Source organism: Chromohalobacter marismortui (genome assembly GCF_004364315.1).
In the GTDB taxonomy this organism is placed as follows: Bacteria; Pseudomonadota; Gammaproteobacteria; order Pseudomonadales; family Halomonadaceae; genus Chromohalobacter; species Chromohalobacter marismortui.
In genome coordinates, this window is sequence record NZ_SOBR01000005.1 from 120,667 (window position 1) to 137,218 (window position 16,552).

Sequence of the window (16,552 nt, forward strand, 5' to 3'; positions counted from 1 at the left end):
AGGTGGGGAATTACAACAAGGTGTAAGCGACACCCCCCACCGTGCCGCCGGTGAGAATCAGCGCCAGCAGCGCCCAGAGACCATCGTTGGCCATCAGCGACAGGCCGAACATCATCAAGGCCAGCCCCGCGCCATTGGCCGAAAAGGGCACCACTTCCATCAGTGGCATCGCCAGGGCGATGAGAAAGCAGACAATCGCGATGAGATAGGTCCCGGCACGCTGCGTCAACCAAGGCAAGCGCGGTTTCAACAAGCGGTCGATGGCCCGGGCCGGCTTACGCATCCAGGCCACCGCCTTGTCCAGCTTGGCTCGGGAAACCGAGCGCTTCAAAAGCCATTGCGGCAGCCAGAATGTACGACGTCCTATCAATAATTGCCCGGCCACCAGCAGGACTAGCAGCGCCATCAATGTCGGCACGCCGGGGATATCGCCCACCAATGGGAATAGCGTGATCACCCCCGGCACCAGCAGCAAGGTACCAAACGACCCCTGCCCTACCGACGCCAACAAGTCACCGAGCTGAGCACGTCCATTATCGCGCCGGGGCGCCTGCTCGATCCGCTCGAGCAAGTGAGCCAATCCCGCGAGTTCCTGATGTTCCCTTTCCGACATGCACGCGCCCTGCCTTTCATGAACCGAGCTTGCAGCCTAGCAGGCCCGGTCCTCCATGCCGACATGCAGCAGACAAGTCCGTACTGGCCTTGGCGGTACGCCACCGAGACGCCGAAGGCACGAAGTGCGCAATATCGTTCAAGCCCGCTCCCTCGTGACGCGCTAAAGTGGCGTTGTCATGGCTCGACCGGGACGTAAGGAGGACACCACATGCAATCCACGAGTCGTTTCCGGTTCATGAAAAGCCGGCATGTGGCACGCATCACGGCATTGCATGCCACGATGAACGATTTCCAGTACGACCGCCATGCGCATGAAGAATATGCACTGGGTGTCACATTGTCGGGACGTCAGGATTTCTTCAGCAACGGTGAGTTTCATCGCAGTCCGCCGGGTAGTGTGATCACCCTGCATCCCGATGAGGTGCATGACGGTCACGCCGGGGGCGGCGACGCTCTCGATTACGTCATGCTCTATATCCATCCCGACGAACTCGACCCGCTCATTGCCAATGCCATGGGCATGCAAGGCCTGCTGACCACTCGCCTGGCCCCGACGCTCATGAAAAATGTCCCCCTTCGTGACGAGATCATCGCCCTGTCGCGCATGATCGAGGAACAGGAGACGAGTCAGATCGAGCAAGAATATGCGCTGTATCGCATTGCGGCTCACTTGGCCGAGCGCGCCGGACGTTTTGCCCCCAACGAGCGGGCCAGACGGTCGGACTCGCTGCTCGAAAGGGCGAAGGACTACATCCATGAAAATGCCAGATATGACATCAGCCTGGATGACATCAGCCATTCCGCCAACATTTCCAAGTATCACTTCCTGAGAACATTCAGGACACAGTACGGCATTACGCCGCACCAGTATGTATTGAACTGCAGGGTCAATGCCGCCCGACGTCACCTCGAAAACGGCGAGAGCGTCATGGAGGCTGCCTTATGCTGCGGCTTTTCTGACCTCAGTCATTTCAACCGCCGTTTCAAGCGTATTTACGGCATGACACCACGACAATACCAAGCCCATATTTTTACCTAGCAAGACAGGAAACCCTCATGCTCGCGATGCTCGCCTATGCCATAAGCGTGATGTACACGCCCGGGCCGGTGAACCTGCTTGGCCTGAATGCCGGAATCAACGGCAAAGCCAAGGAATCGACAGGATTTTTCATCGGCGTCGGCACAGCAATGTGGCTGATGCTTCTGCTGTTTGGCTGGCTGGGAAGCGTATTCATCCAGGGAAAGACACTGCTGGTCATCAGTGCGCTCGGCACGTTTTACATTCTTTACCTGTCGATCAAGATAGCCCGATCCACTCCTCACAGGACCGAGGTGGATGCGATATCGCGTCCCTTGCGCTTCAAGGAAGGGGTGTTGATGCAATTACTCAACCCTAAAGGCATCGTCGCCACGTTACCCATCGCGACCATCCAGCTACCCGCAATGCATATAGAAGGGCCAGACCTCATCATGGTGGCGCTACTCATCGGCGTGCTGGCAACTGGCGCACCTGGAAGCTACGCATTACTGGGTAGCGTGATGGGAAAAGCCATTCGTGATCACTCCTTATTGCGGCTCATCAATATCATCCTGGCGCTTCTTTTGGCTCTGACGGGCTTGGTTATCGGGTATGAATACGTCGTCTTGCCGCTTCTCGGTTCATAGCATCAGCCTGCCCATTCTCGGGCACCATTTCTTGAACGTAGCAATACGGGCATCTTGCCTCGATAGCGTATTACGCCGTCTGCGGCGTCAGTTGCTGACGATGCAGCGTGTTGCCGGCGGCATCCATCAGACTCACCGTCAACGCTTCGCTCTCGCCGTCGAGGTCGACCTGGCCGAAGAATTGATAGCCTCGAGATGGCGGTAGGTTCGACTCGCCATCAGGCGGGGCTTTCTGGAAAACCACCTCCGGACCGAAGGTCGCGTCCAGCGCGCCGGGGCCGAAGGTGCCGGCATGCAGCGGGCCGCTGACGAACTCCCAGAAAGGCGTGAACTCCTGGAAACGGGCCCGCTCCGGCGAGTAGTGATGCGCCGCGGTGTAGTGAACGTCCGCCGTTAGCCACACCACGTTCTGGATCTTGTCGTCGCGAATCGACCGCAACAGCCTCGCGATCTCCAGCTCACGACCCAGGGGGGCGCCCGAATCACCATTGGCGATGGCCTCGTACGCCTCGCCATCGTTGACCACCAGACCGATGGGCATATCTGAAGCAATGACCTTCCAGGTCGCCGTGGACGCTTTCAGAGAACGGTGCAGCCAGTCGAACTGATCTTCTCCCAGAAAGGCCGTTTGCGCGGAAGACTCGGTTTGTCGGTTGCGACTGTTGGCACCACGGTAGGTACGCATGTCGAGCATGAACACCTCCAGCGACGGCCCATACGCAAAGCGCCGATGGATACGTCCCGGCGCCGTCGGGCGCTGGCGCAGCGGCGTATGCTCGAGAAAGGCCTGACGCCCGCGCGCCGCCAGAAGCGACACGCTCTTTTCCGTGTAGCGCTCGTCCTCGAGCCACTCGCCGGGATACCAGTTGTTGGTCGTCTCATGATCGTCCCATTGCGCGAGCATGGGCACCTCGGCATTGAAGCGCCGCAGATTGGCATCGAGCAGGTTGTAGGTGTGCTGGCCACGAAACTCGTCCAGCGTTTCCGCCACCTTGCGCTTGGCCGGGGTGACCACGTTGCGCCAGGTTTCGCCGTTGGCAAGCGTCACGCTTTCTTCCAGGGGGCCGTCGGCGTAGACCGTATCGCCGGAGTGGATGAAAAAATCCGGACGCTGACGGCGCATGGTGTCGTAGATCGTCATGCCGCCACGCGATTCATCGATGCCCCAGCCTTGCCCGACCGTGTCGCCGGACCACACGAAGCGCACGTCCCGCGCCCGGGACGGCGGCAGGCGCAGGCGCCCCTCGACCGGCTCGCTCAGGGCACGCGGGTCACCCAGGGCGGCAAAACGCACGCGGTAATGCAGGGTATCCAAGTCGCCGAGTCCCGCGACGTCCAGCTTGCCGACCAGGCCATCGCTCGGCAGCACCTCGGGACCGCGCACCTGGCGGGCACTGCGAAAGGCAGGATTGTCGGCCAGCTCGACGAACATCCGCGCGGGACGATCAGTGCGCGACCAGAGCATCGCCCGGGCGTTCAGCATGTCACCGCTCATCACGCCCGAGGTCACCTGCGGACGCCGTGACTCGGCCAGCACGATCGACGGCGCCACCGACACGGCCCCTAACGCCGCGCCAGCCTTGACGCCCCATCCCAATACATCACGGCGAGAATATCGCATCGCCAACTCTCCACTGAGTGTCCATGGTTCACTCAGTATCTCGAAAGGGGATGACGACGCCATGGCATCCCCATGACGATTGAGTGGCACGACATGTCAGGTCGGTCGCGCCAGCAGCTGGATTTTTAGGCTTCCAGCCGCTGCAGGGCGTAATCCGCGATGGCCGTGTCCTGCACGCCGGTGCCGGTGAGGTCGCACACGGTGATGCCGGCCTCCGAGAGGCGCAGCGTCAGCCCCCGGTCGATCACCTGGCCTAGCTCGAAGACCTTGAACGGCACGTTGGCCGCCGCTTCGCCGGGCTTGACGAAGGCCTTGAGCTCGCCGTTGTGCTCGCTTTGCGCGCGGGTATCGCAGACGAAGGCATCGGCGCGGGTCATCACGCTATCGTCCAGCTCGCGCTTGTCCGGGCTGTCGGACCCCATCGCCGTGACATGCACGCCCTCGGGGAGATCGGCGGCCTCGAGAATCGGCCGTTGCGAAGGCGTCGCGGTGACGATGATATCCGCCTCACGACACGCCGCATGGATATCGTCGTGAACATTGACCGTCAGGCCGCGCTGACGCAGCCGTTCGGCATAGGACTCGGCGGCCTCGCGCCGACGCGCCCAGACATCGACGGTCTCGATGTCTCGCACTAGACGCAGGGCATCGATCTGCAACTCAGCTTGTTCGCCGGCGCCGAGGACCGTCACGCGGCGGCTGTTCTCACGCGCCAGATACTGGGCGGAAAGCGCTCCCGCGAGAGCCGTGCGCACCGCCGTCAGATAGCCTTCGTCGAAGAGCACCGCATCTACCAGCCCGGTGCGGGCCGAGAATATCATCATCAGCCCGTTGAGGCTGGGCAACCCCTGTTTGGGATTGTCGAAGAACCCGGAACTCACCTTGATGGCGAAGCGTTCGAAACCGCGAATATGCGCAGTCTTGACGTCGACCTCGCCATTGGTCTCCTCGATGGCCATCGACAGGATCGGCGGCTGCACGGCCTCACCACGCCCCAGGGCCGCGAACCCCGCTTCGATGACGGTCAAGGCGTCCATGTCCAGTTGAACGGCGGCTTCGATGGCGTCGCGTTGATGGAGCTGCATGACGTCCTCCAGACGCAAAAGAGAAGAATGAAGAGAGGGAGTAAATAAGTAGGGAGCAGCATCAGGCTCCCGCCAACGCCCGGGCACGGTCAAAGGTTTCCAATGCCACACCGTTGCCGGAAACGATCAATGCCACGCGCTGGCCACGAATGTCGAGACCATGTTCCTCGAGCGCCGCCAGCCCCACGGCCGCCGCTCCCTCGACCAGCATCTTCTCGGCATCGAGTAAGTCGACCATGGCACGTGCGATGGCGGGTTCCGAGACCTGGTAGTGATCATCCATGACCTCGCGCACCAGCGCGAAGGTGTAACGGTTGTCCAACCCGATACCGCCGCCCAGCGAATCGCCGAGACTTTCGACTTCGGCCACGTTGACCGGATGCCCGGCCTGGAGGCTTTCCCACATCGCCGCACCTCGGGAGAGGCTGATGCCGGTCACCCGCGTCGCCGGACGGATCGCCTTGACCGCCGCGCCGATGCCCCCCAACAAACCGCCGCCGGACAGTCCGACGAGGACCCGATCGAGCGCGGGTTGATCTTCCATCAGCTCGAGGCCGATGGTCCCCTGTCCGCTCACGATCAACGGGTCGTCGAAAGGCGGAATCGCCGTCATGCCCGAAGCCACCAGGCGCTCGACCTCGTCGAAGGCGTCGTCCTGGCTTTCCCCGACACGCCGCACCTCGGCGCCCAAGGCCTCGATGGCCGCGGCCTTGTTGTCGGGCACCAGCCGCGACAGACAGATGACGGCGGGAATTCCCAACTGGTACGCGGCGTGGGCGACGGCACGCCCGTGATTGCCCGTCGAGGCCGTGGTCACGCCGCGCGCCAGCGTGTCACGTCCGTCGCGTTCGATCAGCGCGGCGATCATGTTGGTCGCACCGCGCAACTTGAACGCCCCGGTGGGCTGACGGGTTTCCAGCTTGAGGAATACCTCGGCCTCGAAACGTTGCGATAGCGCCTGCGATCGAATCAGCGGCGTTCGCGCCACCTGCCCTTGCAGACGCGCACGCGCGGCATAGATCGACGCCAGGTTGATATCAGGCCGGGGCTCGATCATGGATCACGTCCTTGCGGCTTGCCACAGACTCACTCTTGCCACGATAGAAAAGCCGCGTTCAGGCTTGCAAGTCTCCCGAACGAGTCAGCTCATCGGTCACCTTGTCGACGGCGCGCTTGGCGCGGGCGACGATATCGTCGACCTCATCGCGAGTCGTCACCAACGGCGGCGCGAAGCCGAGAATGTCACCTTGCGGCATGGCGCGTGCGATCAGGTTTTCGCTCAACGCGGCGGCGCTCACGCGCGGCCCGACCTTGAGCGCGGGATCGAAGAGCGCCCGATGAGCCGGGGCCGGCGAGAATTCCAGCGCCGCCAGCATGCCCACACCACGCACGTTCCCCACCAGCGGATGCTCGCCGAATGTCTGTTGCATTTGCTGCTGCAGATAAGCGCCGGTCTCGGCGGCATTGGCGGTCAATCCTTCGCGCTCGATGATGGCCAGGTTGGCAAGCCCGGCGGCGCAACCCAGCGCATGGCCTGAATAGGTCCAGCCGTGACCGATGGGGCCGTATTCACCGGCGCCCTGCTCCAGCACCTGCCACACGCGATCGCCGACGATGACCCCGGACAATGGCTGATAGGCACTGGTCAGGCCCTTGGCGATGGTGATCAGGTCGGGCTTGATGGCGTAGTGATGGCTGCCGAAATCGGTACCGATGCGCCCGAAGCCGCAAACCACTTCATCGGCGATCAGCAGCACGTCGTACTTCGCGAGCACCGCCTGGATCGCCTCCCAGTAACCCTCGGGCGGCGGCACGATGCCCCCGGTGCCCAATACCGGCTCGCCGATGAAGGCTGCCACGGTGTCCGGGCCTTCGGCGAGGATCAGCTCTTCGAGCTTGGCGGCGCAATGCGCGGAAAACTCGCGCTCGCTCATGCCCGCCTGCTCGGCGCCACGCTGATAATAGTACGGCGCCTCGGTATGCAGGATGCCCTCGATGGGCAGGTCGAAATGATCGTGAAACGCCTTGAGACCGGTCAGCGACCCTGAAGCGATACCCGAGCCGTGATAGCCGCGCTGCCGCGAGATCACTTTCTTTTTCTGCGGCAAGCCACGCACATTGTTGTAATAGCGCACGATCTTGAGCTGCGTCTCGTTGGCATCACTCCCCGACATGCCATAATAAACCTTGGACATGCCCGGCCCGGCCAGCTCGAGAATCTTCTCGGAAAGCTGGATCTGCGGCTCGTTCGAATGGCCGACATAGGTATGGTAATAGGACAGCTCCAGCGCCTGCCGATAGATCGCCTCGGCAACTTCGGTACGCCCATAACCGATGTTGACGCAATAAAGACCAGCGAAACCGTCGATGAACTCGCGACCGTCCTTATCGACGATATTGATGCCTTGACCGCCGCTGATCACCCGCCCCGGCACATCGCCATGCGCGAAATCGCGCAGATGTGTTGAAGCGTGAAAGGTCACCTTGCGGTCGCGATCGATCAGGTCTTGGTGCTGACTCATATCATTCTCCCGTAACTGTCTCGGCTCACGCCGATAAAACCGAACGTCAAGCACGACGTAGAATTCATGTCCCACCCACGATGACGAGCGCCGGTGGCAAGGCGGCGTGAGGGTCCTTTGCCATGAATGGCAAAGGTAGCGCCCAGGGAAGGGGTCACAGCGCCCTCGCGACGTCTTGTCACCGGCAAAGCCCTCTTGATCTTGCCGGGTCGTGAAAGAAACGTTTATCAAGTCACGAGCACTTTGTTAGCTCGTGATTCGTGACAACGAGCCTAGCTCCCGGACACGGAGCCCAGGGCCCCCAGACAATAAAACTTCGTCTCCAGGTATTCTTCGATGCCGGCGGTGCCGCCTTCGCGACCCAGGCCGGACTGCTTGACGCCACCGAAGGGTACCGGCGGCCCGGTCATCTTCACCGAGTTGATCGCCACCATGCCGTACTCCAGGGCACGCAGGAGCTTCCAGATACGCCGGATGTCGTGGGTATAGACATAGGCCGCCAGGCCGTACTCGGTATCATTGGCCAGCTTGATGACCTCATCGTCATCCTTATAGGCCGTCACCCCCGCCACCGGTGAGAAGCTTTCCTCGCGCCAGGCCTTCATGTACGGCGTCACGCCAGTGAGCAACGTAGGCATGAAGAAATTCGGTCCCGGCGCCATGGACTGATCGCCATGTACCAGCGTCGCACCGCGCGAAAGGGCGTCATCGACGATGCTCGACGCCTTCTCCACCGCCTGCTGATGAATCAGCGGCCCGATATCGATATTGGTCACCAAGCCATTGCCGACCTTGAGCGTTTCCATGCAGGCGACGAACTGCTCGACGAACTCGTCATGGATCGACTCGTGCACCAGGATCCGGTTGGCGGCCAGGCAATCTTGCCCGCCGGTCTGGAACTTGGCGGCGACTGCGGCACGCGCGGCCTCGGCGGGCTCCATGTCGGGGCCGACGATGAACGGCGCATTGCCACCCAGTTCCAGTGAGACGCGCTTGACGCTATTCGCGGACTGCTCAAGCAACAGCCGGCCGACGCGGGTGGAGCCGGTGAACGACAGCGCCTTGACGCGCTCTTCTTCGCACAACAGCTTGGACACCTCGGCGGGCTCACCCAACACCACGTTGAAAACCCCGGCCGGAATCTCGGCACGTTCGGCGAGTTCCGCCAGCGCCAAGGCCGAGAACGGCGTCTCGCCGGCCGGCTTGACGATGACCGTGCAGCCGGCGGCCAGCGCGGCACCGGCCTTGCGCGTGATCATCGCCAGCGGGAAGTTCCAGGGCGTAATCAATGCGGCCACCCCCACCGGCTCCTTGAGCGATCCCAGGGCAGCGTTGGGGATATGACTGGGAATGGTTTGCCCGAAGGTACGCTTTCCCTCTTCGGCGAACCATTTGATGAAGCTGGCGCCGTATTCGATCTCACCGCGAGAGTCGGGCAACGGCTTACCCTGCTCGCGCGTCATGATGATCGCCAGATCCTCGCGATGCTCGATCACCAAGTCATACCACGCCTGCAGACGCTCGGCACGCTCGTCGGCGCGCAGTGCCCGCCACTGGACGAAGGCGGCATCCGCGGCATCAACCGCTTCTCGCAATTGCGGGGCCTCGAGCCAGGGAATGTGCCCCAGTACTTCGCCCGTGGCAGGATCGACGACCGCTTCTTCGCGACCGGCGTCGCCATGAGTCCATTTACCGTCGATATAAGCGTACTGACGCAATAGACGCGGATCGTTGAGTTTCATGCGCTACCTCTCCCGAAAACGAACCGGGCCTGGATTGGCGAACAGCTGGCCCGGATAGGTCGTGGCGGATGACGTTCATCCGATGCCCACAGGATAAAGCAGCACAAGGCAGGAGAGTTTTTGTCTGGTGGGGTGATCGACACCGTTTTTTTTCGAGTCATGCCTCAGGAAAGGCGTTTTTTTCTGCGCTCGCCCACTGCCGCAAGCAGGGGCGGCAGCAGGCGTGAAACGCTCAAATATCGTGGCGCGGCAGTAAATGCAACTTGCGCAGGCGCACGTGCGCGTCCAAATACTCTTCGGCGGGTACCGCACGGTACGCATTTTCAGCGACGACATGCTTGACCAGCACGCGACGTTCACCGGCGAGGCAGCCGGCCCCTTTGCCATGCAGGGTGACGACGACCTCGGGATCGCTTTCCAGCGTCGCTTGGCAACGCCCTTGGCTATCGCTTGCTTGACGCACGACGACGGTTTCGCCCAGCAGCCAGCGTGGAGAAGCCCGACGCGCATGATGGAAACGCCGCGCCAGGGCGTGGCACGCAACCACGCTCGGTGACGACGCCAGCGCGAACGCCGCCCAGATGGCCAGAAAGCCCAGCGGCAAGCGCAACAGCCCCAACGGTAACCAGTGCAATATCAAACTCAGCACGAATGCGACGGGCGTAGCAGTGACGATCAAGGCACTCAGCGCGAATGACGCCGGCACCCCTGCGAAGCCCAGTGAAATCAAGGTGCTGGCGAGATGATCGTCGCGCAGACTGTCATGGTCGAAACACGAGACGCGCAGGACGCGCAGCCCGACCAGCAACCAGTAGAGGGCCACTAGTGCCAGCAAGACCAGAAAGAAGGCGAACGGAAACCCCAATGCAGTCTGGATGAACAATTCCATGACGGCACCTCCCGGGTGACCTCATTGAGTTGAGCGGCGTGCCCCCATCATGTGAGGGTGTGAGTGGCGTCGTCCGACGGGTGGATGTCACACCATCTCATGTAGCGACGCTTATGTAGTATTTGACAGCATAGCGCCATGACACCGGTCATGCGTCCCGACTTTGGTCGCAAGGTGCGGATCATCGGCGCATCACGCGATCCGCCGACTCGGCTCCAGGCGTACCGCGACCGCCTTGGAGGTAGGCGTGTCGGTGCCCACGCCGACGCTTTCCAGGGGAACCAACGCATTGGTTTCTGGATAGTAGGCGGCGGCGCACCCTTCGGGCGTCTCGTAGGCAACGATCCTGAAGGCCGGGGCGCGCCGGGGCTCCCCCTCATGATCGAGGCCCACCAGATCCACCCATTGGTCACTTTCGAGCCCCAGCCGCGTGAGGTCGGCAGGATTGACGAACACCACCCGACGCTGCCCCTTGACGCCGCGGTAACGGTCGTCGTAACCGTATACGGTAGTGTTGTACTGATCGTGGCTGCGCAGCGTCTGGAGTGTCAGCCAGCCGTCATCGCGGCGGGCCTGCAAGCGTTGGTGCATCACCGCCTCGGGCAACGGTGCGCTACAGAATGTCGCCCGTGCGGATGACGTGTTGAAGCGGCGTTGGCTGGCGGCGTTTTCCAGCCAGAACCCACCCACCTGCCCCAGACGCGCATTGAAGTTTTCGAAGCCGGGAATCACCGCCTCGATCTCGTCGCGGATACGATCATAATCCGCCACCAGGCCAGCCCAGTCGACGACATCGGACGCCACCCCGCGGCGCGGCAGAACCCGTGCCAGCGTAGCCTCGGCGATCCCCGCCACGATCGCCGGCTCAGAGCGCAGCCACTCGGAAGCCGGCGCCTGAATGCCGGCGCTGCCATGCACCATCGACATCGAATCCTCGACGCTGACTTGCTGCGACACGCCGGCCTCGCCCTGGCGGTCGATCTCGGTACGGCCCAGGCACGGCAGGATCAACGCATCGCCACCGGTGATCAGGTGGCTACGGTTGAGTTTGGTGCTGATCTGCACATTGAGGCCAAGGCGCCGGAAGGCACGCTCGGTACGCTGGCTATCCGGCGTGGCACGCGTAAAGTTGCCGCCCAGGCCGATGAAGACATCGGCATCGCCCTCTTCCAGCGCGCGGATGGCCCCTACGGTGTTGTAACCCGGGGCCCGCGGCATGGCCACACCGTAACGGCTCTCCAACGCCGCGATCAGCCGGCCGGGCGCTTTTTCGTCGATCCCCATGGTGCGATCGCCCTGCACGTTGGAATGCCCCCGCACCGGGCACGCTCCTGCACCGGGACGTCCGATGTGACCACCCAGCAGTAATAGATTGACCAACTCGCGCACGGTATTCACCGAATGCTCGTGCTGGGTAATGCCCATCGCCCAGGTGATGATCATGCGCTCGGCGCGGGCGACGATATCCGCCACCTCCTCGATCTGCGTGCGTGCCAGGCCGGCCTGATCCTCGATGTCCGCCCACGGCGTGGCCTCGACCTGGGTCCGCCACTCATCATAACCGGCGGTATGCGACGCGATGAAGGCGCGATCCGGCGTGAAGCGACCTCGCGCTTCCAGCGCGAACAAGGCCTTGGCGATGCCGCGCGCCGCCGCCATGTCGCCGCCCATCTTGGGCTGATAGTAATGCGAGGAGATGCGATGGCTGCCCTGGGTGAGCATTTCGCGCTTGTTCTGGGGGTCGGCGAACCGTTCCAGGCCACGTTCCTTGAGAGGGTTGAAGCTGACGATACGCGCGCCTCGCTCCGCCGCGCGACGCAGATCGCCGAGCATCCGTGGATGGTTGGTACCGGGGTTCTGGCCGAAGACCAAGATGGTATCGGTATGTTCGAAATCTTCCAGTTGGACAGTGCCTTTGCCCACGCCCAGGCTGGCATCCATACCCACGCCACTGGCCTCGTGGCACATGTTCGAGCAGTCGGGAAAATTGTTGGTGCCATAGAGGCGCACGAACAGCTGATACAGGTACGCCGCTTCGTTGCTGGCCCGTCCAGAGGTATAGAACAACGCGCGGTTGGGGTCGGGCAGCGCCGCCAAGCGGTCGGCGATCAGCGCGAACGCCGCCTCCCATCCGATGGGCACATAGCGATCACTGGCCGCATCGTACCGCATGGGCTCGGTGAGCCGGCCTTGATCCTCGAGACGAAAGTCATCCCAGTCGCGCAGCTCACTCAGCGTGTGGCGTTCGAAGAAACGCCGCGTGACACGCTTTTTGGTGCTTTCCCAGGCCACGGCTTTGACACCGTTTTCGCAAAACTCGAACGACGAGCCATGCAACGGGTCGCCCCACGCACAGCCCGGACAATCGAAGCCATGCGGCTGGTTGGTGGAGAGCAGCGCCCGCGCGCCCTTGAATGGCGCCTTGCTACGCTTGAGGTGGCGCCCCACGCTATGCATCGCGCCCCAGCCACCGGCCGGCCCAGTGTAGGTTTCCACGCGCGGTTCGCGGGTCAAGGCGGCGTCCGCGTCGGGAAGCCGCTCCTCGACCTCGGGTGCGGAAGACGCCCTGCGGTCGTCGGGTAACGGAGTCTTATGATGAGAAGCCATGACGATCTCGGTAACGTAATAGAAGGATGACAAGGAGGTACGATGACGTGGGTAAAGCGCCAGAAAAGCTCGGGCGTCAAGCCGCCCCGCTCAGGCGCTCGAGATGCCGGCCGCGATGACAACAGATCAAGTTGAGGTCACAGGCACGCGCGATTTCCACCGCCAGCGCCGATGGCAACGACAACGTGGCCAAGGTCGCGATGCCGGCACGTACGGTTTTTTGCACCAGCTCCATGCTGCAGCGACTGGAAAGCAGCACCGCCGCAGGCATTTCGCCATGTGCCAACCCTTCGCCGATGATCCGGTCCAGGGCATTGTGGCGTCCGATATCCACGCCGCGCATCAACACCTCGCCTTCGCCATCGAGGGCCAACGCCATATGCAGCCCGGCACGTGCGTGACGCTGCAGGCTCTCCACTCCGCGCATCAGGGCCTCGGGCGCCAGGGGCCCGCACGCCGGCAAGCGCTTGAGGCCCTGCATCAACTGCGACTCCTCGGCCACGCCACAGGCACCGCAGCTCGACACCGAGGCCCCGGCACGCTGCAACTCGGCGGCACGCGCCTCGGTCCGGGATGACACCGACAGACGTACCGCCAATCCATGACGCAGCCGCGACAGCTGAATGTCCTCGACTTGCTCGGCGCGTTCGATCCAGCCTGCGGTAAACGCATGCCCTACCGCCAGCGGCTCGAGGGCGTCGGGCGTCGCCAGCAACGTCACCATGGCGGTATCGTTGAGCGACAGGGTCAGCGGCTGTTCCTGAGGGCCTTCGAGCGTCCGCAAGGGCCGAGCGCGCTGATCGTCATAGCGTGTGGCAGCGGAAAATGAATGAGAGGTCACGCGTTCTGACGGCATACGACTATCCCATGGCGAAAACGAGGCAACCACATTGGCATCCTACTACTTCGTCAGCGTCGCTCAATGATGCGCAGCGACCTCTGGCGTGCTACGAAGCGTCGTCGTGCACGTCCAGCGGTGGCGAGGTGCGTTTCACGGTCTTGGTGACGATATAGGTGAAGTAGCGCTCGATCCCCAAGCCGTCCATCAGCCAGGCATCGATCGTGCGTTGGTAGGCATCGATGGAGTCGGTTTCGAACTTGACCAGATAGTCGACACCGCCGCCCACCGCCACGCACTCCGTCACCTCCGGCGTGTCGGCGACGGCTTTCTCGAAGCGCGCGAAGCTCGCCGCCTGATGCGTGGCAAGCTCTATCTGCACCCATACCGGCGTGCGTTTGACCACCAGCGCCGGATTGATCCGCGCGCCGTAGCCTTCGATGACGCCGGCTTTTTCCAGTCGCCGTACACGTTCCCAACAAGGGCTGACCGAGAGGTTGATCGCCTCGGCCAGCTTCGACTTGGTGATGCGTCCATCGCGCGACAGAATATCGAGAATCTTGAGATCATAGCGGTCGAGTTTCATGTGGTGTGGCGGCCCATCCTCAACGCGCGAGACGATCGACGACTTTCGCGATCACCGCGATCGTATCGCCCATGTTCACCTGCGCCGGGAAGCGACGCGCCACCAGTACACCGTCGCGCTGAGCATGGTAGACGATCGGCTCGCTACCGGTGCGCGTCATGTCATAGATCCGCGCGATCACATCGCCGCGCCTCACGGTCTCGCCCAGTGCGAACACCAGCTCCAGCAGGCCGCTATGCTCGCTCTGCACGTAGCAAGACGCATCGGGCATATCCACGTACACCTGCGGCTCGGCGGGGGCTTCCAGCGTGCCTTCTATCAATCCGTAATGAATCAGAAAATTGCGCACGCCCCGCTCGGCAATGACCATGCGTTCCGGCGTCGTGGTGCCGCCACCGCCCAACTCGGTGGTCACGAAGGTCTTGCCCTGGGACTCCACGGCCGTGTCATAGAGCTTGGTGGCATCGAGCTCGAACATCATCATCGCGACCGGCGCACCGAAGGAAACCGCACCGGCAAGGCTTTGCGCTTCCTGGGTAGCGTCGTCGAGCCGGTGTGCGGCGGCAAACGGCAGGATATCCAGCGTGCGGCCACCGGAATGCAGATCCAGCGCCACGTCGCACATCGGCACCAGCTCACGCGTGAAGTAATCGGCAATCTGCTCGGTGACACTGCCGTTTGGATCGCCAGGGAAGCTACGGTTGAGATTGCCGCCATCCAGCCCCGAGGTACGCTTGCCGGCGGTGGCAGCGGGCACGTTCATGATCGGCACGATGATCACGCGGCCGCGCACATCTTCAGCGCGCAGCGTATTGCTGAGCTTGAGCAACGCGGTGATGCCTTCGTATTCATCGCCGTGGTTGCCGGCGGTGAGAAGGGCCGTGGGGCCCGCGCCGTTGTTGATGACGGTTATCGGAATCATCACCGCGCCCCAGGCCGATTCATCGGTGGAGATCGGCAGTTTGAGAAAACCGTGCTGAATGCCGTCGACCTCGAAATCGACAGTGGGTGACACCGGGCTGGGTCGCTTGCTCATATCCTATTCTCCTCGTCTCGCGTCCCACGGCTCAACATACGAACAGCTGGCGTGGAAAGTTGGCCAGCGTCTCGCAGCCAGTCTCGGTAATCAGAATGCTTTCGGTGATTTCCAGGCCCCAGTTTTCTTCCCAGAGCCCCGGCATGAAATGAAACGTCATCCCCGGTTCGAGAATGGTGTCGTCGGAGGGACGCAGACTCACGTTGCGTTCGCCCCAATCCGGCGGATAACTGATGCCGATGGAATAACCGCAGCGCGCCCCGCCACGGTCGAAGCCATACTTGTCCATCGCCGCGCCCAGCGCCATGGCGATATCGGCGGCACGGTTGCCTGGCTTGGCCACCGCCAGTCCGTTGTCGATGCCCTCGAGCAGCGCCGACTCGGCGCGCAGGAACTGGCTCGGCGGCGTCCCCAGAAACACGGTGCGCGACAACGGCGCATGATAGCGACGATATACCCCCGCGATCTCGAAGAAGGTACCTTCGCCCTTGCGAAAGGGGGTGTCGTCCCAGGTCAGATGCGGCGCGGCGGCATCCTCGCCGGTCGGCAACATCGGCACGATAGCCGGATAGTCGCCACCGAAGACACGTCCTTGCGGATCGGTCCAGCCCTCGATGCCCACGCGATAGATCTCGGACACCACCTTGCTCTTGGGCACTCCCGGCTGTATCACGTCGAGAATACGCGAGTGCATGCCCTCGACGATCCGCGCCGCGATACGCATGTACTCGACTTCCTGCGGCGACTTGATGACCCGGCACCAGTTGACCAGCGCATTGGCATCCGCGAAACGCGCATGGGGCAACTCATGCAGGAGGCTCAAATACGCCTTGGCAGAAAAGTAGTAATTATCCATCTCCATGCCGATGGTACCCTCATGCCAGCCGCGATCCGGCAGGATCGACTGCGCCAGGTACTCCATGGGATGCATATCGGGATTTTGAACGTAATAATCCGGATAATAGGTAATGTTCTCCGGATGGATCCAACAGGTACGTAACGCCCCGTTGGCATCCATGCGGCGCCCATACCACACCGGCTCGCCTTCCAGGCCGAGCAGCACGCACTGATGCACATAGAAGGACCAACCATCGTACCCCGTCAACCACGCCATGTTGGACGGATCGCTGACGATCAGGACGTCGATCCCTCGATGGGCCATGGCCGAACGCACCTTGTGCAGACGGCTGGCGTATTCCTCACGAGTGAAAGGCAGGGAAACCTCAGACATGGCACCACTCGCCCGACAGAATTGCTCATCCCTGATCTCCCGGACGGGAGGCAGGACCCTGCATTCGATGAAATGAATCGTACTGACGAAAGGAAGATAAAATCAGTACAATTGT

The 16,552-nt window shown here is 62.3% G+C and carries 14 protein-coding genes; 2 read left to right on the plus strand and 12 right to left on the minus strand.

The window, feature by feature from the left end; genetic code table 11:
- Nucleotides 1–10 precede the first annotated feature (10 nt).
- Nucleotides 11–613: an exopolysaccharide biosynthesis protein gene (locus tag C8E00_RS12275; protein ID WP_133697810.1), complete on the minus strand. Its 603-nt coding sequence runs from the start codon at nucleotides 611–613 to the stop codon at nucleotides 11–13.
- A gap of 210 nt (nucleotides 614–823) precedes the next feature.
- Here C8E00_RS12275 and C8E00_RS12280 point away from each other — a divergent pair, with 210 nt between their 5' ends.
- Together C8E00_RS12280 and C8E00_RS12285 are read left to right on the plus strand one after the other, a co-directional pair.
- Nucleotides 824–1,654: an AraC family transcriptional regulator gene (locus tag C8E00_RS12280; protein ID WP_133697811.1), complete on the plus strand. Its 831-nt coding sequence runs from the start codon at nucleotides 824–826 to the stop codon at nucleotides 1,652–1,654.
- A gap of 17 nt (nucleotides 1,655–1,671) precedes the next feature.
- Complete coding sequence (locus tag C8E00_RS12285) at nucleotides 1,672–2,280, plus strand: LysE family translocator (RefSeq protein WP_133697812.1); 609 nt, start codon at nucleotides 1,672–1,674, stop codon at nucleotides 2,278–2,280.
- Between the two features lie 70 nt (nucleotides 2,281–2,350).
- Here C8E00_RS12285 and C8E00_RS12290 read toward each other — a convergent pair whose 3' ends face one another.
- The 11 genes from C8E00_RS12290 to doeA form a co-directional block, all read right to left on the minus strand.
- On the minus strand, nucleotides 2,351–3,901 hold the full coding sequence (locus C8E00_RS12290) for an alkaline phosphatase D family protein (RefSeq protein ID WP_133697813.1): 1,551 nt from the start codon (nucleotides 3,899–3,901) through the stop codon (nucleotides 2,351–2,353).
- Between the two features lie 125 nt (nucleotides 3,902–4,026).
- Entirely contained in the window at nucleotides 4,027–4,986 is a 960-nt protein-coding gene (locus C8E00_RS12295) for a cyclodeaminase (protein WP_133697814.1), read from the minus strand.
- Between the two features lie 61 nt (nucleotides 4,987–5,047).
- Nucleotides 5,048–6,043 (minus strand): hydroxyectoine utilization dehydratase EutB, encoded by a 996-nt coding sequence (gene eutB, locus C8E00_RS12300; protein ID WP_133697815.1) that lies wholly within the window; start codon nucleotides 6,041–6,043, stop codon nucleotides 5,048–5,050.
- A 58-nt stretch (nucleotides 6,044–6,101) separates the two neighbouring features.
- The gene (locus C8E00_RS12305) at nucleotides 6,102–7,508 is read right to left on the minus strand and encodes an aspartate aminotransferase family protein (RefSeq protein ID WP_133697816.1); all 1,407 of its coding nucleotides are present in this window, start codon (nucleotides 7,506–7,508) and stop codon (nucleotides 6,102–6,104) included.
- A gap of 272 nt (nucleotides 7,509–7,780) precedes the next feature.
- Nucleotides 7,781–9,250 carry an NAD-dependent succinate-semialdehyde dehydrogenase gene (locus C8E00_RS12310; protein ID WP_133697817.1) on the minus strand — a complete coding sequence of 490 codons (1,470 nt, stop codon included), beginning with the start codon at nucleotides 9,248–9,250 and terminating at the stop codon, nucleotides 7,781–7,783.
- Nucleotides 9,251–9,482: 232 nt separating this feature from the next.
- Nucleotides 9,483–10,139 (minus strand): hypothetical protein, encoded by a 657-nt coding sequence (locus C8E00_RS12315; RefSeq protein WP_133697818.1) that lies wholly within the window; start codon nucleotides 10,137–10,139, stop codon nucleotides 9,483–9,485.
- A 192-nt stretch (nucleotides 10,140–10,331) separates the two neighbouring features.
- Nucleotides 10,332–12,746, minus strand: a complete 2,415-nt coding sequence (locus C8E00_RS12320) for an FdhF/YdeP family oxidoreductase (RefSeq protein WP_133697819.1) — start codon at nucleotides 12,744–12,746, stop codon at nucleotides 10,332–10,334.
- A gap of 76 nt (nucleotides 12,747–12,822) precedes the next feature.
- Nucleotides 12,823–13,602, minus strand: coding sequence for a formate dehydrogenase accessory sulfurtransferase FdhD (locus tag C8E00_RS12325; RefSeq protein WP_133697820.1), 780 nt, complete (start codon nucleotides 13,600–13,602; stop codon nucleotides 12,823–12,825).
- 91 nt (nucleotides 13,603–13,693) lie between these two features.
- The gene (locus tag C8E00_RS12330) at nucleotides 13,694–14,170 is read right to left on the minus strand and encodes an Lrp/AsnC family transcriptional regulator (protein ID WP_133697821.1); all 477 of its coding nucleotides are present in this window, start codon (nucleotides 14,168–14,170) and stop codon (nucleotides 13,694–13,696) included.
- A gap of 19 nt (nucleotides 14,171–14,189) precedes the next feature.
- On the minus strand, nucleotides 14,190–15,206 hold the full coding sequence (gene doeB / locus C8E00_RS12335) for a N(2)-acetyl-L-2,4-diaminobutanoate deacetylase DoeB (RefSeq protein WP_133697822.1): 1,017 nt from the start codon (nucleotides 15,204–15,206) through the stop codon (nucleotides 14,190–14,192).
- A gap of 31 nt (nucleotides 15,207–15,237) precedes the next feature.
- The gene (gene doeA, locus C8E00_RS12340; RefSeq protein WP_133697823.1) at nucleotides 15,238–16,437 is read right to left on the minus strand and encodes an ectoine hydrolase DoeA; all 1,200 of its coding nucleotides are present in this window, start codon (nucleotides 16,435–16,437) and stop codon (nucleotides 15,238–15,240) included.
- Between the last annotated feature and the right edge of the window lie 115 nt (nucleotides 16,438–16,552).